This is a genomic window from Propionispira arboris (assembly GCF_900109225.1).
Classification (GTDB): domain Bacteria; phylum Bacillota; class Negativicutes; order Selenomonadales; family Selenomonadaceae; genus Propionispira; species Propionispira arboris.
This window is the reverse complement of sequence record NZ_FNZK01000018.1, coordinates 39,918-59,282: the sequence shown is the minus strand read 5'-3', so window position 1 is coordinate 59,282 and position 19,365 is coordinate 39,918. Positions and strand designations below refer to the sequence as shown.

Below are 19,365 nucleotides of genomic sequence, written 5' to 3'. Positions count from 1 at the left end.
TTATATATAAATAAAAAACATGTGTCAACTTATACGTAAAAGTTAACCTAATTATAGCATCGCTAATTTTATTGTCAATAAAATTTTTAATTAAAAACATATTTATTATCGCTATAGATTGCAATTTCAATAACAAATAAAACACCGCAAAAAAGTTTGAATAAAGTTTAAAATCTGCGTTTAAATAGTATTTAAGAGCATTTTCAGGTGTTTTTCAGTTTATAATTTTTTCTAGAAATTAATTACATCAATTCTAAACACGCCAAAATAGTTGTCACTTTCCGAACAGTAGTCCCTTTAGAGATGCGAAGCAAGAAATCTAATTGTATGGAATCCGTCAACAGCTTTCGGGTAATTAATCCTATAATTGTCCAAAAGTTGTTGACAATAAAATTTAAGATGCTATAATCAAATTGGTTTTAGTTATGGTGTTTATAAGCTTTGCTTATACGTATAAGCAAAGCTTGTTCTTAACTTTTTTATTTAGACGGTATCCTAGTGCTAATGATATCAAAATTTATCTAATATTACAAAATTTATTTTAATAAAATTGAGGAGGTATTTTCTTATGTCTTGGTTTAAAAATCTTAGAGTTAGATTTCAAATTATCAGCTTAGTGGCCATAGCAACAGTCTTTATTGCCATTATCGGTTCTACTGGGTACTATTTCAATAAAATGGTAACATCTACTCTTAATCTGGTCTATAATGATGAGCTGTTACCAATTGTTAAGCTTAACAACTGTCGGGCCATCTTGCGTGGAACCCAGTCTGACGTTTTTATCGTACTTAACATGAAGAATGTCGAGGATGTACGTAAGCTCCTGGAAGAGCGGAAAGATCGAACAAGCGCTCTAGAGAAATATTTAAATCAATTAGTAAATGATGCGAAGGCTCCAGAAGAACGTGACGTATTGGTTTCCGTAAAAGATAGTTGGAATAACAATCAAATTTTGAGTCAACAAATATTTGATTTAGTATTATCTGGAAAAAAGCAGGAAGCTGCCACTATTATTACTAATTCAAACTTCTTGCCTGAAACCAACAAAATTATTAATGATATGTGGAAATTAGCTAATAAGCGTCTTGATAAGGTTGCGCAGCTTAATGAACAAAATCAGAGAGAAGCTATCATGTCTAGTGCCATTATTATAGGAACTGCTAGCTTGTCTTTGCTTATATTGATTGTCATCGGTCTGTGGATTGCAAAGTTAATAAGCGCGCCGATCCAAACTGTGACAGGCGCGTTAACCGAGGTGGCAAATGGTAATCTAAAAACAGCTGATGTAAGCGTTCAATCGACGAATGAAATAGGTCAATTGGCTGCAGCTCTTAATAAAATGAAACATGAAATTAGCGATGTAGTGAGACAAATCGGCGTTCATTCTGAACAAGTGGCTGCTTCTTCACAAGAACTTACATCAAGTGCTGAACAGTCAGCCCATGCAGCAACTTTGATAGCTGAAACCATCACTAAAGTAGCAGAAGGTGCCGCTGAGCAGAGAAGTGCCGCTGGTTCCGCCAGTAATGCTGTGAATGCCATGTCAACAGAAATTAAAGGCATTACGGCTGTCACGAATGAAATTACTACCATGTCAGAAAAAACAACAGGTGTAACACAAGATGGAAAACAAGCGATTGACAAAGTAACAGAACAAATGCATCTTATTGCTTCAGGAACAGAAATGGTGCAACAGGCAATTAATCAGTTGTCTACCAGTTCCAAAGAAATTATTGGGATTGTAGATGTGATAGGAAACTTAGCTAGTCAAACCAATCTATTGGCATTAAATGCGGCAATTGAAGCAGCGCGGGCTGGAGAACAGGGAAAAGGATTTGCCGTAGTAGCTGAGGAAGTGAGAAAACTTGCCGAGCAGTCTCAGGAAGCTGCCCAAAAAATCGCTGGGTTAATTCATGAAAATGAATTAAATATGAATAAAGCTGTAACCGCCATGAATGAAAGAAAAGCTGGAGTAAGTGACGGCATTGAAGTGGTAGAAATCACAGGTACGACGTTTGCCAATATTGCTTCGTCCATTCAAACTATGTCCGATCAAGTAAGGCACATTTCAGACTCTATTCAACAAATGGCAAACGGAAGCGAAAAAGCTGTATCGCTAGTACAGTTAATTGATCAGTTCAGTCAAAATGCAGCGAGTTATACTAAAACAGTGTCATCCACTACTGAGGAACAGTCCACTTCTATGGAAGAAATTGCTACAGCAAGTGAAGCACTAGCAAAAATGGCGGAGCAGCTCAGAGAAATTTTACATAAATTTTCTGTTTGATATGGGTGATTTCTCGATACTCCCATTGATAAATGCATATGAACAATCCTATCAATCAACAGAGCAGGTTGAATTTCTCAATCTGCTCTGTTTTTATTATATACATTTATCATAGATGTAATTTTTTTAAATTTATCTAAAGAATAATCAAAAAATTGATAATAGGAATCACATAAATAATTTAAATTATCTTTTTGATTTTCTCTATATCTTTTACATCCACCTCTGCAGACAGAGTAGAATTTGCATTGCCTGCATTTTTTACTAATATTAAATGATTCTAATATAAAATTTTTTGTACATTCTTTGTTATGCATATTATCAAATGTTTCATTTAAAACGTTTCCTATAGAATGTTTTTCATATGTATAAAAATCACAAGGATAAACTGAACCATCACTTTCTATAATATGTTGACAAGAACACCTCCCATTCATATCACACGCTTCATAGTTATGTCCTAAAAAAAGTCCTAATATATTATCAAAATATCTTATACTTACAAAATCATCATTAACTACATCTGCATACCATAAATCAAATAATTTTATTAAAAAAACTGTATATTCTTTCGACGTTAAGGAAAATTTATTTTCTATTCCATCTTCTTTACTTTCAAAAGAATCTAAACAGGGAATAAATTGAAGATATCTCAAACCATTTTTCTTGAAAAAATTATAACAACTTTCAATTTTCCTAACAACAATTGGAGTAACTACTACTAAAATATTAAACTCCACATCATATTTTTGAAGCAATTTTATTCCTTTAACAACATCAATAAAGCTTCCTTTTCCGCTGTAATCTAATCTGTTTAAATTATGAATATCTTTAGATCCATCTAACGATATTCCCACTAAAATATTATTTTTTTTAAAAAACCTTGCCCATTCTTCTGTTATTAGAGTTCCATTTGTTTGTATAGAGTATCTGAAGGTAGTACCATTATTACCACTTTCATTTACATATTTCAATAAATCCCTATAAAAATCAATTTCTCTTAATAAAGGTTCTCCCCCCTGAACCCCTATTGTACATTGTCCACCATTACAATAAATTTTTATTTTTTCAATAATTTCCTCTAAAGTTTCTTTTTTCATAAATCCATAATCTTCAACCTCTCTTGCATTAGCAATAGAATGGTAAAAACAATATTTGCAATTTAAATTGCATTTACTGGATGACGGTTTTAGCATTACACTTAAGTTTCGCTTCACAGTTTTCCCTCCAATTATAATAGTAACTTGTCAACACTTATCCCAATCGCTCTTGTTTTAATCATTTTATCAGCTGTTTAAACACCCCGCAACTCTGATCTAGGATAAATATAGCCTATCCAGTGCATGAATTACATTATATATATTAAGTAGAATCAGCATCACAAGTACAACATCCAGTACCTTTGCTATAACTTTACTATCATATATTTTATTAAATTTAGATCCAATAAGCCCCCCCAGAATACCACCTATCATCATTACAGGTAATATTGGTAATAAAAAGGCTTCTATACCTCGAGTACTTGCTATTGCAAAAAGTTGTGCTCCTTGCGAAAATAGAATAGTTATAATAGAATTTACAGCAGCTTCTTTAGGCTCCATAGAAAAAAATATAGTAAGAATACATATATTTATCGGGCCGCCACCTATGCTCAAAAATGAAGACATTACACCTAGAAAAAGTCCAATGAATAAACATGCTATGCTATTTTCAACTTTAAAACTTTTAACTTTTTCTTTATTTCTCATGTATAGAAATATCATAATTAAAAAAATTGCTAATATAGCATTTTGTGATACTGTCACAATATTATGAGGAAATACATCAAGCACATCTTTTAAAAGTTTTTCGCCCCAGGCGCCGCCAATAACCGAACCGACTCCTATAAATACTGTTTTTTTAATTTCTATCTTAAATTTATACTTAAATTGTTTAATTATAGATACAACTGCCATAGTAAATACAGTACATGCTGATATTACACCTATAGTTGAAACATTATAATCACCAATGAAATCTAACACCGGTTTAATTATAACCCCTCCACCAAGGCCTGCCATAGCACCTATTATGGTTGCACCTAAAGCTACTAACAAATAGACTAAAATCATTATTTTTATCCCTCTTAATACATGCAGGTTGCTTATACGTATAAGCAACCTGCGTGTATTTACCTTAATTTTACGTTAAACTACGCTTTTCAGCTAGCTCCTTTGCCACTTGTGCAACTTTTTCCTTATTCATCGGGTACCAGAAAGTAATACATAGAAATACTATAAAGTATAAAACTCCCGGAATCAGTAATGAAAGGTCTCTAATTTTTTCTGCTACCTCCATAGTCTGTTGTGGTGCTTTTATATAACCAGCTATCCCAAGAACTAAACCAGCAATACCACCTGAAAATGATTGTCCTAATTTTCTAGCAAATGTATAAATAGAAAAGACAGTACCATCTTCTCTTCTTCCACTAATTAACTCTTGATAGTCTATTGCATCTATAATAAATGCCCAAATGATAAAGTTGAAAAAAGTAACCCCTATATCTGCAATCCACTTACATCCAACAAAAATATATCCATTCGTTATTGGGATAAGGTATAGTAGAAAATATGCAATAGTGGTGAACATAATTGCTACAGAAGCAGCTTCTTTTTTACCAAATTTTTTAACCAATGGCCCCACTGTTGGTGCTACCAATATTACGTTAAGTACAATAACAAAACCGCTTAAGGATAAAGCACTTGTGTTTTTAAAATAATCTTTAAATAAATAAGCATTTAAGGATGATGTAGCCATCAATGCCACTAAAAATACAAGCGCTCCAGCTAATAGTGCATGCAACGGCCGGTTCTTTGCTAGTGCTTTCAATGAATTCAATAAATTTCCTTTCTTTTCAGAAGACTTATCTATTATTATACGCTCTGTACTTAATTTATAAAATGCAAAGTAAGTAATTATTCCCATTACACCTGATATAACTGCGACCAAAAAGAATCGATCTGCATCAGGCTTATTATCTAGAAAAGCTATCGCAGGAACAAGTGTTTTTATTGCCATTTGTGCGATGTATGCGCCTATACTTCTGAAAGTGGAAAGAGCCGTTCGTTCATTTGAATCTACTGTTATAACGGATGCCATTGACCCAAACGGCACATTAACAAAACTAAAAGCTGTTCCCCATGCAATATATGTAACAACCGCATAAAGTAAATACTCGTTGTCTGATAGTCCAGGTATTTTGGTAAACATCAGAATTCCGGTTACTGCATATACTGGGCAAAATCGTAAAAGCCAAGGTTTAAATTTACCCTCTTTAGTTGGGTGTCTTGCGTCTATAAACCGTCCCGCTGCAACATCCATAAATGCATCCCATAATCTAGCAAGTACAAAGATAGTACCTACTATCATTGGGTTTAACCCAAATACATCGGTGTAATAAACCATTAGAAATGCTGTTGATATGTCAAAGAAAAGTTCGCTTCCAATATCACCCAGCAAGTACCCGATCTTATCTCTCATACCAAATTTTCTTTTAGAAAGCTCAATATCATTACTTGTTTTAATCATAACATAATTCTCCCTCAATTTATTTATACTTAACTTTTAAATTAAAATTAAAAGTTTACTGATAATGAATAAATTTTTACTAAATACAAATATATAAGCATTTTTAATTGGCATGACATAAGAAAAAATTAAAAATGCATTACTGGTAATCCTATGGAATCCTTCACAAAACACAATGGTATTTATTGGAATTGATATTTCTACCAACATCTGCATATAGTGTCTGGGTATACTTCTGTTTGTACTATATTGATCTGTTATAATTCACGTAATTTTCTTAAAATTCTTTTTAGTTATTTCTACCATTTATCTTCTGTATTTAATTGAGAATTCTATGTACTATTTACATCTCCACCTTGCAGGTACGAATCTATTCGTATCATTTTACACATGCCAAGTCTAGTATTTTTGCATAATTCATTCGAGTTAACAAAATACTATACTTGACATGTATTTATTATATCCATGTTTAATCAAATAGTTTTATTTACACATTCTTTTATGAAATTCACTCGAATTCTCTTGGATGTCTTCTTTTAAGTTCTTCTATCCCGTAACCACGTCCAGTTTCTTTCAATCTTTTGCAATACTCTTTTAAATGACCCTTAGCGTGGAATGGCCCACCTTCAGCAATTACTGTCCATAATGGATCAATTTGCGAATCCATAGATAACATCATATCCTTATGCCATTTATGCAGTTTATATACTGCCTCATAACATATTTGGGGATGTTTTTCTGCAATATTAAATTGCTCTTGAGGATCCGTTTCAATATCAAACAACATTTCATCATCGAATAAATGATATCCATCGTGGTATGTATGAATATATAACCATTTACCAAAACGAACTCCTCTTTGGCAAGTATGAGCACATTGACTTATGACTAAATAATCTCTTCCTTCTGCTTCTCCACTTACCACTGTTTTTGCATAACTAATTCCATCCCATTCTGGCGGAGTTACTTTTCCTGTTATTTTAGCATTAATCCTTTGATTTGGTGGTTCACCCAAGAGATCTTGCAATGTAGGAATTAAATCTAAATTATAATGAAAAGCATTATCTTCTCTGCCTCCTTGAGAATTTGGCCATTTAATTATCATTGGAATATGACAATTTGGAAGATCTGCAGTAGCATGTTCTTCATAAATTCCAAGTTCGCCCATATTTTCACCATGATCTGCAGTAACAATAATTGCAAGATCTTCTGTCATATTATTATCTTCTAATGCTTTTAAAATCTGACCTATATGTCCATCCATATATTTTATGCCACAATCATATTCATCCATTGTTTCTCTTAATTCTTTTTGATTGGTAATTTCTCCAAGCATTCTAGGAAATCTAATAGGTACTTCATTATCATACATAGATAATTCACTAGCTGAATGTGGTCCAATTTTCTTTTTGTGCTTATCAAGAACTTCATCTGTAATCCAATCACATTCTGGCAGAGGTTCATTTTCAAATGGATTGCCAAATTCTTTTGGAGCTCTATATGGCGTATGCGCATCCCAATAGTTTACGTGCAAGAACCAATTTTTCTTATCCTTATTAGCCTCAATCCATTTAAGCACTTCAGGTGTAATTTCTTCAGCTGATTCCATACCTCTTTTTCCAACATTATGAACTTCATTAAACCCTGCATAAAACCACCAAGCGGCATGCCTTTCTGCAAAACTACTAACTAAAGCTGTATGATAACCATATTTTCTAATTAAAGAAGGTAAATTATCCCTGGCATTTGCATCTTGCATTACCCTTCCTTCCCCTTCTAGTCTTTGGTCTGCTGCAGTTCCGCCGTGACCTACAACGCCTGTATGAATACCAAATCTACCTGTCATCAATGAAGCTCTTGACGGTAAACAAGGTGCATCCGAACAATAGTAATTATTAAACCTCATCCCTTGTTCTGCTATTTTATCAATATTGGGAGATGTGTTTCTTGAATAACCGTAACATCCTAAGTGATCTGGTCTTAAAGTATCTAAATCTAATAATAGTATTTTCATTATACTTAAACTCCTTTGAAAACATATATTTAAAGTTTCGTATCCCATTTTCCACAGAATGGATCAACAGGGCTTTTCCCTTTAAATTCACTTTTTCCCATTAGCTTCTCAATTAAAGCTTCTAATACAAAATCATTTGAGTTATATGCGTTTATAAACGTTTTAATCCTTGGTACATCTAGTAAATGGTATGGGTTTTCAACAGATATAAATATTGTAGGAATACTTGCTTGAAAATGAGGGCAATTTGCTCCCATAGGCTGTGCCCATTCAATTCGAACACTAGTTTGATTGCTTTTAGTAGACATATTTGCAAGATAAACTATTAAATCATAATTATCTAAAACATCTCTTGCTGGAGATACGTTTCCTTCATATCCTTGTGGCGGAACGAAATAATCAACTATAAAGCCTTCCTTTTCTAATAATTCTTTAAATTGTGCACACACTCCAGCCTTAACAGAATATGATATCCCTTGTTCACTTTCTATAGGGTAAAATAATATTTTCTTATATTTTTGAACTGACAATGGTAAAACATTTTTTTCTTCCTTTACCAGTGTTACAGACTGATCTGCACATTCTTTTGCCCATAATAAATGTTCTTCACAACCTAAAATCTTAGAAGCTTTTTCAATTGTAAATTTTTCTTTTTTAGTATGCAGTTTTAGTGATGCTTTTAAAGCCAATGTTCTTAAAACTGCTTCATCTAGTCTTTCTTTTGATACAATACCTGAGTTAATTCCTTCTACCATATATTGATAATCTTCTTCAAGATTTTTAGTAAATAAAAACAAATCTGCTCCTGAAGCAATTGCTCGTGGTACCGCTTGCGAACGGGGTAATGGTATTGTAAAACCTGCCATCGTAGTAGCATCTGTAACAATCAGTCCATTAAATCCCAACTTATCTCGGAGAAGATCATTCATTAATTCTGACGATAAAGTAGCTGGCAAAATGTCTTCATCTCTTAATGAAGGATTTAATTTTTTCGAATATTCTGGAAGCATAATATGTCCTATCATGCAAGTTTTTGCACCAGCATCTATACATGTTTTATAAATACTGCCATAAGTTTTATCCCAATCATCAGTTGACATAGAGTTAACACTCATTACTAAATGTTGGTCTCTTTCATCCATTCCATCTCCGGGAAAATGCTTGATAGATGCCGCTAATCCACATTCTTGTATTGCATTAACGTAAGCAAGTCCCATTTCCTTTACTCTTGTTGGTTCCGAACCAAAAGTACGCGTATTTGTAATAGGATTGCGGAAATTATAATCTATATCTACTATAGGCGCAAAAGCCCAATTGGCACCAACCGCAGCCCCTTCTCTACCACACGAAAGTCCCAACTTTTTAGCCATATCTACATTATCTGTAGCTGCTATTTCTAGTGGAGAGCCAAAAATTGTTCCCTCATCAAGAATCCCATTTCCACCTTTTTCTAAATTTGCAGCTATAAGCATAGGTATTTTACTTGTTTTTTGAATAGCATTTGTTAAATCCAAAGCTTTCTCTATTGGCATAGGTCTATACATGATTCCTGCAGGATTTAAAACCTTGTAAATTTGTTCTAATTCTTCCTTAGTTCCATGCCTAGAGACAAGAACAAAAAGTTGACCTATTTTTTCTTCTAAAGTCATTTTAGACATTGTATGATTAACCCATTCAATATCGTCATCAGATAGATAAAACGGAATTTCTTTTAAATTAATCATTTATATCCCCCTAACCATCTTCTAATAATTTATTTATATCGATCTTAGTTAAATCACTCAATCTATATGAAGAATTCATGTTACTCTGAGCATCTCCCACAGCAACAGCTTTCATTTCTGCTGCTAAAGCTGCCTTTATTCCGGCATCTGCATCTTCTATCACAACGCATTTTAACGGTTCTACACCTAATGCTTTTGCCGCTAATAAAAACACTTCTGGATCAGGCTTACTATTCTTTATTTGATTTCCATCAACTACTGCATTAAATATTTTATCTAAACCTATTTTTTTTAATATAGTTCCAGTGTTTTTACTAGAGGACCCTATGGCTATTTTAATTCGTTTCTCTTTTAAAGCATCCAATACGTTAAGTACACCGGGGAGAATATCCTCATGATTTAAACTTTTTAACAGCTCGCGATAATAGTTGTTCTTTCTTTGCGCTAAATTTTCTTTTTCTTCCTCTGTATACGTTTTATTTGTCTTTTTTAAAATTATTTCTAAACTTTCAAGTCGGCTTACACCTCTTAGTTTTTGATTAATCTGTGTATCAAAATAAATGTCCTCTTCATCGGCAAGTTTTTTCCAAGCCTTATAATGATATTCATCTGTGCTAACTATAACCCCATCCAAATCAAATATTACAGCTTCTTTCAAAATATTTCTTACCTCCTTTATTAATTGATAGTAAAAATTTTGCACATAACTTATACGTATAAGCGATATGCAAAAATTTTTTCTGTTTACGTATAAGTAAAAGCTATGCATATACTTATACGTAAAAGCTAAATTAATTATAGCACCTTACAAATTATTGTCAATAAACTTTCTGATTTATGTACAATATATACCTCAATTACTGGGTCCCTCCTTTCTAATTTATTGACAATAATTTGTATTTAATATATATTTAATCATAAATAAAATAACGTTTAATAAGGATAAGATAAAAATTATGAAAACAGGAATAACCAGTAAAGACGTAGCTGAATTAGCCAAGGTATCGCAGGCTACTGTTTCTTATGTATTAAATAATAATCAAAAACAAAGCATATCCGAAGAAACCAAGCAAAAAATTCTTAATGCTGCAAAAGAACTTAATTATATTCCTAATATTGCCGCAAGAACTCTTAAAAACAATAAAACATCTTGCATTAGTGTTGCTATCAATAAGAATCTTATGACTCCTAGATATAGTGAACTTGTTGAAGGGATTAGATCAATTTTAGAAAATGCCAACTACAACATTATGTTATGTAGTAATAAAAAGTATTTAAGTATTTTTCCTAACTATTTAAACAGTTATCTTCAACAACGTACAGATGCTATTATTTATATTGGTGCTGATGGGCTTTCAATTGAACCTGAAAGTATGGACTACATTATAAAAAATCAAATACCTTTAGTTGTTTTTGGCTATGATACTCAAAATGATACTATTCCAGATGTAAATATTGATTATTTTTATGGTGCTTATGATGGTACGAATCATTTAATTAATAAGGGTTATAAAAATTTAATATATTTTAGACCAAACATAAACATTAATCAGGAAACGCAAAGAGAAGAAGGGGTCCATACGGCATGTAAAGAATCTACAGATATTAACCTTACTATACACAATATCAACTTTCCATATTTTAATGAAATTGACTTACTATTTTCAAAAAAAAATAATAAGTCAATTTGGAGAACTGAATTTTATAATCTAGTTAATTCTATTATAGATAATAAATCGACTGATTACGCAATTATATGCAGCTGGGTTTATATGACAGAAATAGTGTCTAAATTATTATTAACTAAAGGATTGAAAATACCTGTTTTATCACTTGCCCAAATAGATCTGTTTGCTAATAGTGGAGAAAACTTTATATTTAGTCATTTACCTAATTATATTGCCGGACAAGAATGTGCAAAGGCAATTCTAAAATTACTAAATAACCCTAATGATATTTCTAAAGTTCTTTTAAGACCTAAACTAGAAACTAATAACCCTATTTTATAATCTGAATATCAATCCCTCACTTTACTAATGTAGTGCTATAGTAAAAACATTTTAGTTTTTGCTATAGCATTTTTCTTTGCAAACGATCAATTCCACCCCAGACCCGGTAACACATAACAAATACAGTTCTGCATGCTCCATATATACCAATAAGTTTCTATATTATAACACGGTAGTCCATTGCGCCTTATAAAATCAAATTTCATTTGTAATCATTATTTTGAGTTTATAAATAATGATTACAAATATCGTAACACAGTACATACTTAGGAAGGATGAGCTGTGATTTGCCTTGAGCGAACAACTGCTATTCTCATTTTTTTAATGTCAGCCTTGCTGAATTAAAAAGTCTGGAACAAATTTATGACTATCGTGTCTTATATAAAAATTTATCTTTATGCGATTTGTATCTTTAAGTGGAATCGTTGATAAATTTTTTGCATGCGTACGAGATGGAAGGAAAGCAATTCCTCGTTGTACCAAAATCATTGATTTGATCATTTCATAAGAATCAATCTCTAATAGCTGACTTATTTTAATGTTATGTTCACTGGCAAAAGCCAAAGAAATTTGCCTAAAAGGACAACTTTTATCTCGATTGATAAAAAATGTTTCATCAGATAACGCCGTGATCTTTTTATTTTTCTCTGTAAATAAAAGAACCGTTTCCTCATAACCCCCTACGCGTTTGAATAAAGGATTGCTGATAGTGGAATGTGTGACAATTATATCTACATCCCCACTTTTCAGCAAAGCTTCTAATGAACGATTTTGTTCTATATACAGTGAGCAATACGATTTGAATTTCATCAACTTTTCTTCAATGTAAGTTTTTGCGATAGATTGCGTCGTAGCAATTTTATACACTTCATTTTCAGACGTAATATTTCGTTTCAGATCATCGAGAATATCCATTATTTTATCAGAATACAGTAATAAAACTTCCCCCGCTCGTAACAAGCGAACACCTTTATTATTGCGTTTAAGTAAAGAAACACCCAATTCATTTTCCAGTACTTTAATGCGTTCTGAAACATTCGGCTGTACATAACCAAGTTCGTTTGCTGCTTTCGTTATAGATTCTAATCGGGCAACGGTTCTAAATATGCGCAGATCGTTAAATTCCATTTTCTCACCTCTATATTCATCATTATAAATGATGGCAAATATAATTTATACCTTTTTTACAATGCTGCAAGAAAAGAATATACTGAACCTATCAAAAAAGAAAAGAGCGTGATGCTAATGGTTGGTATGCAATATAAAATCATAGTCCCTAAAACTTATGATATGAACAGTATTCGCGACAGAGTCCTTAAAAATGGTTCTAAAACAGATTTCTTTCCTGGTTTGCTTTTTAAATTCTATCTGATAACAGAAAAAGATAAATACAAAAATATCTATAATTCTTACGCCCCACTATATTTATGGGATAAAACAGAAGGTATGAATCAATTCATTTTCAACGGATTTTACGATAATATATTAAAATCCTTCGGTTGGCAAAAAATCAATATCGGCATCCCTTTAAACGTAAAAACCGATGCAAACTTACTTAAAAGTAAATTTGCTATAGAATGTACTGGCTGCATTCAAGAAACTCAAAAATTAAATTCCGCTGTCTTCAATCTTCCACAAAATAATTTATCGGAAAAATCCATCGGAGAGTTTTTAATTTACAATCCTGATAAATGGGCATATAGTCAATTTTATTTTTACGAAGACATCCCTGATGAAGTTTATGTTATGGAAAACATTAAAATCTATGAAATTTTGCACATATCATCTAAAGAATAGACCATAAAAAATGCCGTTACCTTGATGACAAGTCTTTGGTAATGGCATTTTTCAACGCTTACTTTAGTAGTGTTATCTAGCTTGCTTCGGTTTTTCTCCTTGGATTTTTGAATTCACAGGGCACACGAGTTTGACAAAGACCACAACCCGCTGTTTTTTGCCCACCATATTTTTCAGCCAACTGCACGGACTCTTCGCTAAATAAATAAGTCCGGCACTTTATCTTGTCATGACCATTCGTCGTAATCGCCCCTACGGGACAACGAGAAATGCAGGCATTACAATTTAAACAATTAGCTTGGTAATTCTGTTCTTTTCGTAAAGTTGGTAACAGTTTTAGGTCCGTGATGACCGATCCCATCCGCACAGCTATACCAGCTTCTGAGATAAATGCATCATTCATACTAAAAGTTCCCAACCCTGCCGCATAGGCTGCATGTCGCTCCGACCAATTAGAAGCAAAGCCTACCGGTGTTTCTGAAAAAGATTGAAATATATCTGACAGTGTAGGCGCCACAGCCTGATGACCAAGTCCAGTAATATACTCAACCATATGACGACGAAGTTCACAATTAAACTCTTCACCAAAATATCGAGTTAGAGCCCACTCCCGTCCAGGCCACTGCTCCTGCAAACGGTTACTTTGTCTTGCTCGTTCACTAATAGGCAAAATCCAACATATTACGGTTCCGCCAGCTACCCTTTGATTATCAAAAGCAGCTGCAAATATTTCACGTGGCGTAAGATGAAATTCGCCAATACTATTCTTGTATGCCTGGAACAATGGATCATCCCAAGATGCATACCCCACCAGAGGTTCCGAAAAATATATCACCCCCGTTTCCTCATGCTGATTTCCCAGACTTGTCGCTACGAATCGACGGATTTCTTTCAAAATTTTTATCTCCATATCACTGTCTCCTTTTCGTACTGTTTAGTCCAGAATAATTATATATATAGGCATCGACATAAAAAACCGATGCCTATATATCACGCCTCAGTTCAAAACTGTTAACGCCTCCCTGGCCATATCTTCCAAAACGCCACGGTTACAACGCCGTCTGGCGTCTACATTCATTCCAGTAGCCAAAGCCACGAAGAACCTGGCCAAAGAGCGAACATCCCGCCCAGCAGCAAGTTCACCACGTTCTTGCCACTGTGCAATAAAAGCTGCCAGCTCGTCTTCCATCTTTTCGGTGCTGCCCCGTATTATCTCACGAATCTCTTGGTCAGCTGTAACCAATGCCGTAGCCGTATTGGTAAAAAAACAACCACCTGGATAATCTTCATGTACAGCTATATCTATTATTTCTTGCAAAAAACAAGCTATGCCTTCTCGCAAAGAAGGTGCCGATGTCAATATCTCACTACGCCGTTGCCTGACCATCGTGCCGTAATACTCGATGGCCTCACAAAACAGTTGCCTTTTATCGCCAAAAGTATCATACAAACTAGACCGACTGATTGCCATTGCTGCTATTAAATCGGGAAGACTCGTAGCTTCATAACCCTTTAGCCAAAAAATCTTCATAGCTTGAGTCAAGGCTTCTTTTCTTTCAAATTCTTTGGGTCTTGCCATTTTTTTCATCCCCCAAATATCAGTATAACAATTTTGGATCAATCAGTCCATAAATTTTTTCATATTTATTTTCTTGGAAGTAGTTTTTTTCTAGTGAAAAATTATCAGTAGCTAGTTCCTCTGACTGGCATAAGTTTTTTTGTTTATTCCTATTTAGCTATTTTTATAAGATTCAGCCAAAATTGTCATTGGGTGCTTAGATTTGACTTGCGCCCCATGAGAAATTTGATTGCGGCAAGTACCGCAGTCCGTAAGAACTGTATCTACACAACTTTCTTTTACTGCATTGAATAGGTTTTCACCAATCTTCATCGAGCGTTCATAGTTTTCGGCTTTGTAACCATAGTTCCCGGAAATACCACAGCAGCCAGCATCGAGATCATCAATCTGTAACCCGGGAATAAGTCGCAAAAGATCGAGTGACGGCAGACCGATACCCTGTGCACGCAAATGACACGGCGCATGATAGGCAAATTTATGGTTTATCGCACCGAAATTCGTGTTGAGCTGATCTTGCTGTGCGATATCCATAAGAAATTCAGAAGCATCAAAAATATGCTTTGCATTTTCTTCAACATCCGGAATTTCATCTTGAAATAATTCATGGTATTCTTGCTTAATCATTAGACTGCAACTCGTGCAGATCGTAAGAATTGGATATCCTTTGTCTATGCATTTTTTGATCAAATGCGAGTTTTTCGTTGCATTTATTTTAACTTCTGCCATATAGCCAGTAGTGACAAGCGGCGAGCCGCAACAGACGAAATCTTCTTCTAAAAGAACTTCATAGCCGTTCTGATTCATTACTTCAACAAAGTCCATGCCGACTTGTGGTTCATTGTAGTTGATGACGCAGCCCGGAAAAAACACTACTTTTTTATCTGAAGACAACTGTTTTTTACGTTTGAGCATCGAAGCAAAGGTTTCCGAAGCAAATTTCGGCAACGGTCTCTCATCAGCAAGCCCCATAGCCTTGACCATCCCAATGGATGTACCAATACTGGCACCAATGTTAGCAAAAAAAGCTCCCAACGGAATATCCTCTAGCAATCGACCCATCTTTTCCGGATGTCCGATCATTGCATCTCGCTGCGGGTGTTTATGTGTTTCATAATATTTGGCCCGAGCCATCATATTCATTGTTGAAATTGGCACGCTCGAAGGACAGGCGATATCACAATTTTTACAGTTGGAACATAAATACAGGGTCGAATCCATTTCATTATCCGCAAAATAAAGTCTCGACTGTGCTGGGCCAACCATTTTGGGCCCACGGAATTTATGCGTTGCTGCCGTTACCGGACAAGCCGTTATACAGGCTGTACAAGAGATACAGCAATCCGGCAAATTTATTTTCTTTTCATCCATTTCATTATACCTCCATCGCCGACATAGCAGCCTGATAGGCAGATGCAAGTGCTACACCATTTCCCGATTTTTCAAAACAGAAATCATACCCGCAGAGATTACGTCCAGTGACAAAGAGATTTTTCAATACCTTTTCACCATTTTCATCAACTGGGCACATCTCATGATTAACCGTAACACCAGCCAAAGCAAACGGTTGTTTTTGATTAGAAAAAAGTTCGACGTTTGCCCATTCGTATTCTTTTTGGGACATAACTTTTATCGGTAAATTAAAGATTGGTTCAAGAACCTTGTTGTTGTCGAGAACTTCAAGGCCACCACTATAATAACCACCTGTAGCTAAAATAAAACTTTTAGCGGCATATGTATGTTCTTTGCCGACCCCGCTGACTACAACAGCTTCACATACATCATCTGTTACGATAGCCGATTTCACTCTGGCTTTTTCAATAATTCTTACGCCGTATTTTCTAGCAGCATTGTGAAGAAGTTTTGACAAACGCATGCCTGCCGCCGCTGGTGGAATACACAGAGCTTCGGTAATATCACAGTGCAACGCAGATTTCATTTTGTCATAAACATCATAACTTGGCACGGTTCCAAGAACCTGGGGAAATACAACGGCAGCACCAGGCTTCACAAGAGCTTGCAGCTGATTAGCACAGTCTTTTTGACCTTCCTTTTTATCGAGCCAGCGAGCAATATCCATAATCATAACATCACGACCACCGATGGCTTCTTCCATCCGCGGATCTACTGTTACGATTTCATATTTTTTATCTTTGCCAATCGTCTTTTTCAGCATTTTTTCCGTCAATTCAGCATAATAATCCTTCAAGCCTTTGAAATTAACGAGATAAATCGTATCGGCGTTTTTTAAAATTTGTGAATCAAATGACTTCGGATAAAGTCCCGTTGGTTTCATCGTTCCGATAGCTGTCGGAACCCAGTGAAGTTCATCCACGCTGCCTTGATAGGCATAGCCTTCCTCTTTCGTAAGCTCAAGCAGGAATTTCACGGCTGCTTCGACTCGCTTTAATCCAAGCTTACTGTATGGATGATCACCAGGCAGTGTACCTATACAATTTTTTAAGGAACTGCTTTCTTTTTTATTGTCCGGATAGGCCATGATATCTATTAAGCCACCACCAATTTCAAAAGCACCGTAACCGTAGCGAAACATCGTTACCGATTTCCCTTTTTTTGCTGCAACAATTGCCGACAGTATCCCAGAGATACCACCACCAATTACAACTACATCACATGCTTTCATCAATCTATTCCTCCATCAATATTTAATACGCCGTCATAGATACCACGCATAAGTTCTACTTCACGAACCGTATTCCCCCACATAACAGGGGAAATGCCTTTATAACGAGCCTGCAAAAAATCTTTCATTTCTGCGATTGTATCATGATCTTTCACAAGATTGTTCTGCGCAAGCATTCCCATACTGCGGAATGTACAGAATGCGCCCTGACAAGTCCCCATTCCCATTCTCGTCTTACGCCGAATATCGCTGAGTGTATAGCTAGAAGCCGTATCCGCATTCTTTGCCACTTCTTCGATTTCAGCCATCGTTACATTTTCGCATTCACAAACGATTTCTCGCTTCAGAGGCTCCGTTTCCATACGTTTTATAACATTTTTAAAGCTCTGCCCGCCTAAACGGGAAGCGGCAAGCTTAACGCCAAAGGATGGGAAATATTTGCGTGCTTCTTTGATATCAGCTATATCGATATCTGGCACGAGTTCTTCTTCTGCTGTACGACAGACCATCGTGTTATGGATATATCCACAGACGAGATCCGCCATTTTTTCAGCCATTAAGCGATAAGTCGTAAACTTACCACCACAAATACTAGCAAAGCCTCTAAGTCCATCATGTTCATGGTCAAGGATGACAAATCCACGCGATACACCACGACCTTTCGCTCCAGCATCCGCCGTATAAAGTGGTCTAGAACCACAAAACGCACGCAAAATACGAAAGCCACGTAGATTTTCAAATGTAAGTTCGCCGATACGCATCAAGTATTCAACTTCAGCAGTTGTTACCTGTGTATCTTCTGGCGACTCAACGGACTTAGATGTCGTTCCAAGAATTGTAATTGAACCATGCGGTACAAAAATATCACCATCAGATGATTTATGTAAACGGTTGACAATTCGGTTTGTAATGCGGTGGTTAAAAGCGATCAAAGTGCCACGGTCTGGCTGTACATTGACTGGAATATTAGTAAATCCAGCAACTTTCCCGGCCCAAGGACCGGCAGCATTCACGACAAAATCACATTCGATATCATATTTTTGTTTTGTAAAATAGTCCTGTACCGTAACACTGGTTACCTGACCGTTGGAAGAATTCACACGAATAACTTCCGTATACGTTTTAACCCGGCCACCGTAGCGTTTTGCAGATTCAACATTCTGCCAAGCCATACGAAATCCATCGATAGCAGCATCCGGTACACGGTATACAGCCTGTGCACGCTGTGTTAAATTCGGTTCCAAGTGCCAGGCTTCTATCGGGTCAATTTGGATTGCCGGCAAATTGATATTCTTACAAGCCTCTACCCATTCTTTTTCATAAGCAGGATCATCTTCCGGCAAGCGTACAAAGAAACCTTCTGTCGCTTCAACACAATGTTTACCAATCTTACGCAGAATCCTGTTCTCCTCAATACATTCACGCCCTGCTTCCGCATCCTTTACGGCATACCGTCCGCCACTATGCAGCAAGCCATGATAACGAGAGCTTGAGCCGTTCACCATATCACGCATTTCAAGCAGCATTACATCTACGCCGCGCATTGCCAAGTCGCGAAGTATTCCTACCCCAGTGGCCCCGCCACCAATTACAATTACGGTCGCCTTTTCCATATTTATTTCGTCCTCCTCTTATTTTTAAGGTTCATGTTTATATTCAACTGTTACAAATTGACTGAAAGAATTATAACATTTGACTGATTTTTTCTGTAGCAGAAAAGCTCTATTTTTTGTAGGAATTTAACACT

General features: G+C 35.3%; 15 protein-coding genes. 3 read left to right on the top strand and 12 right to left on the bottom strand.

Translation table 11 applies throughout. The annotated features are described in order from the left end of the window. Nucleotides 1-568 precede the first annotated feature (568 nt). Nucleotides 569-2,287 (top strand): methyl-accepting chemotaxis protein, encoded by a 1,719-nt coding sequence (locus BMY14_RS15835; protein ID WP_091833915.1) that lies wholly within the window; start codon nt 569-571, stop codon nt 2,285-2,287. Nucleotides 2,288-2,364: 77 nt separating this feature from the next. Here the strand turns inward: BMY14_RS15835 and BMY14_RS15830 are convergent, their stop codons facing one another. The 6 genes from BMY14_RS15830 to pgmB form a co-directional block, all read right to left on the bottom strand. Next, nucleotides 2,365-3,504 (bottom strand): anaerobic sulfatase maturase, encoded by a 1,140-nt coding sequence (locus tag BMY14_RS15830; protein ID WP_091833912.1) that lies wholly within the window; start codon nt 3,502-3,504, stop codon nt 2,365-2,367. Between the two features lie 99 nt (nt 3,505-3,603). Continuing rightward, nucleotides 3,604-4,398 (bottom strand): sulfite exporter TauE/SafE family protein, encoded by a 795-nt coding sequence (locus BMY14_RS15825; RefSeq protein WP_091833909.1) that lies wholly within the window; start codon nt 4,396-4,398, stop codon nt 3,604-3,606. A 70-nt stretch (nt 4,399-4,468) separates the two neighbouring features. Then, nucleotides 4,469-5,854 carry an MFS transporter gene (locus BMY14_RS15820; protein WP_091833907.1) on the bottom strand — a complete coding sequence of 462 codons (1,386 nt, stop codon included), beginning with the start codon at nt 5,852-5,854 and terminating at the stop codon, nt 4,469-4,471. A 508-nt stretch (nt 5,855-6,362) separates the two neighbouring features. Next, nucleotides 6,363-7,868 (bottom strand): sulfatase family protein, encoded by a 1,506-nt coding sequence (locus BMY14_RS15810; RefSeq protein WP_091833901.1) that lies wholly within the window; start codon nt 7,866-7,868, stop codon nt 6,363-6,365. Between the two features lie 29 nt (nt 7,869-7,897). Beyond that, nucleotides 7,898-9,592, bottom strand: coding sequence for a glycoside hydrolase family 3 protein (locus BMY14_RS15805; RefSeq protein ID WP_091833898.1), 1,695 nt, complete (start codon nt 9,590-9,592; stop codon nt 7,898-7,900). 10 nt (nt 9,593-9,602) lie between these two features. Then, a complete protein-coding gene (gene pgmB, locus BMY14_RS15800) occupies nt 9,603-10,250 on the bottom strand; it encodes a beta-phosphoglucomutase (RefSeq protein WP_218144921.1) in 648 nt (215 codons plus the stop codon). A 298-nt stretch (nt 10,251-10,548) separates the two neighbouring features. On the opposite strand from pgmB, the gene BMY14_RS15795 reads away from it, so the two are divergent. Beyond that, nucleotides 10,549-11,601: a LacI family DNA-binding transcriptional regulator gene (locus BMY14_RS15795; RefSeq protein WP_091833895.1), complete on the top strand. Its 1,053-nt coding sequence runs from the start codon at nt 10,549-10,551 to the stop codon at nt 11,599-11,601. Nucleotides 11,602-11,928: 327 nt separating this feature from the next. On the opposite strand, the gene BMY14_RS15790 is transcribed toward BMY14_RS15795, so the two are convergent. Beyond that, a complete protein-coding gene (locus tag BMY14_RS15790) occupies nt 11,929-12,729 on the bottom strand; it encodes a LysR family transcriptional regulator (protein ID WP_091833892.1) in 801 nt (266 codons plus the stop codon). A 117-nt stretch (nt 12,730-12,846) separates the two neighbouring features. Here BMY14_RS15790 and BMY14_RS15785 point away from each other — a divergent pair, with 117 nt between their 5' ends. Next, nucleotides 12,847-13,398, top strand: a complete 552-nt coding sequence (locus BMY14_RS15785; protein WP_091833889.1) for a DUF4865 family protein — start codon at nt 12,847-12,849, stop codon at nt 13,396-13,398. Nucleotides 13,399-13,474: 76 nt separating this feature from the next. On the opposite strand, the gene BMY14_RS15780 is transcribed toward BMY14_RS15785, so the two are convergent. The 5 genes from BMY14_RS15780 to glpA form a co-directional block, all read right to left on the bottom strand. Continuing rightward, entirely contained in the window at nt 13,475-14,308 is an 834-nt protein-coding gene (locus tag BMY14_RS15780) for a FeS-binding protein (RefSeq protein ID WP_091833886.1), read from the bottom strand. Nucleotides 14,309-14,395: 87 nt separating this feature from the next. Beyond that, nucleotides 14,396-14,977, bottom strand: coding sequence for a TetR/AcrR family transcriptional regulator (locus BMY14_RS15775; protein WP_091833884.1), 582 nt, complete (start codon nt 14,975-14,977; stop codon nt 14,396-14,398). 153 nt (nt 14,978-15,130) lie between these two features. Continuing rightward, the gene (locus BMY14_RS15770) at nt 15,131-16,345 is read right to left on the bottom strand and encodes an anaerobic glycerol-3-phosphate dehydrogenase subunit C (protein ID WP_091833881.1); all 1,215 of its coding nucleotides are present in this window, start codon (nt 16,343-16,345) and stop codon (nt 15,131-15,133) included. Between the two features lie 4 nt (nt 16,346-16,349). Beyond that, nucleotides 16,350-17,618 (bottom strand): anaerobic glycerol-3-phosphate dehydrogenase subunit GlpB, encoded by a 1,269-nt coding sequence (glpB, locus tag BMY14_RS15765; RefSeq protein ID WP_091833878.1) that lies wholly within the window; start codon nt 17,616-17,618, stop codon nt 16,350-16,352. Beyond that, nucleotides 17,618-19,231, bottom strand: a complete 1,614-nt coding sequence (gene glpA / locus BMY14_RS15760; protein ID WP_091833876.1) for an anaerobic glycerol-3-phosphate dehydrogenase subunit GlpA — start codon at nt 19,229-19,231, stop codon at nt 17,618-17,620. The genes glpB and glpA overlap by 1 nt, the downstream gene beginning before the upstream one ends. Nucleotides 19,232-19,365: the final 134 nt, after the last annotated feature.

Coding starts and splice junctions, on each gene's coding strand:
- BMY14_RS15825 (WP_091833909.1), bottom strand. CDS start 4,398: ATGATTTTAGTCTATTTGTTAGTAGCTTTAGGTGCAACCATAATAGGT.
- glpB (WP_091833878.1), bottom strand. CDS start 17,618: ATGAAAGCATGTGATGTAGTTGTAATTGGTGGTGGTATCTCTGGGATA.
- BMY14_RS15785 (WP_091833889.1), top strand. CDS start 12,847: ATGGTTGGTATGCAATATAAAATCATAGTCCCTAAAACTTATGATATG.
- BMY14_RS15780 (WP_091833886.1), bottom strand. CDS start 14,308: ATGGAGATAAAAATTTTGAAAGAAATCCGTCGATTCGTAGCGACAAGT.
- BMY14_RS15805 (WP_091833898.1), bottom strand. CDS start 9,592: ATGATTAATTTAAAAGAAATTCCGTTTTATCTATCTGATGACGATATT.
- glpA (WP_091833876.1), bottom strand. CDS start 19,231: ATGGAAAAGGCGACCGTAATTGTAATTGGTGGCGGGGCCACTGGGGTA.
- BMY14_RS15775 (WP_091833884.1), bottom strand. CDS start 14,977: ATGGCAAGACCCAAAGAATTTGAAAGAAAAGAAGCCTTGACTCAAGCT.
- BMY14_RS15770 (WP_091833881.1), bottom strand. CDS start 16,345: ATGGATGAAAAGAAAATAAATTTGCCGGATTGCTGTATCTCTTGTACA.
- BMY14_RS15820 (WP_091833907.1), bottom strand. CDS start 5,854: ATGATTAAAACAAGTAATGATATTGAGCTTTCTAAAAGAAAATTTGGT.
- BMY14_RS15810 (WP_091833901.1), bottom strand. CDS start 7,868: ATGAAAATACTATTATTAGATTTAGATACTTTAAGACCAGATCACTTA.
- BMY14_RS15835 (WP_091833915.1), top strand. CDS start 569: ATGTCTTGGTTTAAAAATCTTAGAGTTAGATTTCAAATTATCAGCTTA.
- BMY14_RS15795 (WP_091833895.1), top strand. CDS start 10,549: ATGAAAACAGGAATAACCAGTAAAGACGTAGCTGAATTAGCCAAGGTA.
- BMY14_RS15790 (WP_091833892.1), bottom strand. CDS start 12,729: ATGGAATTTAACGATCTGCGCATATTTAGAACCGTTGCCCGATTAGAA.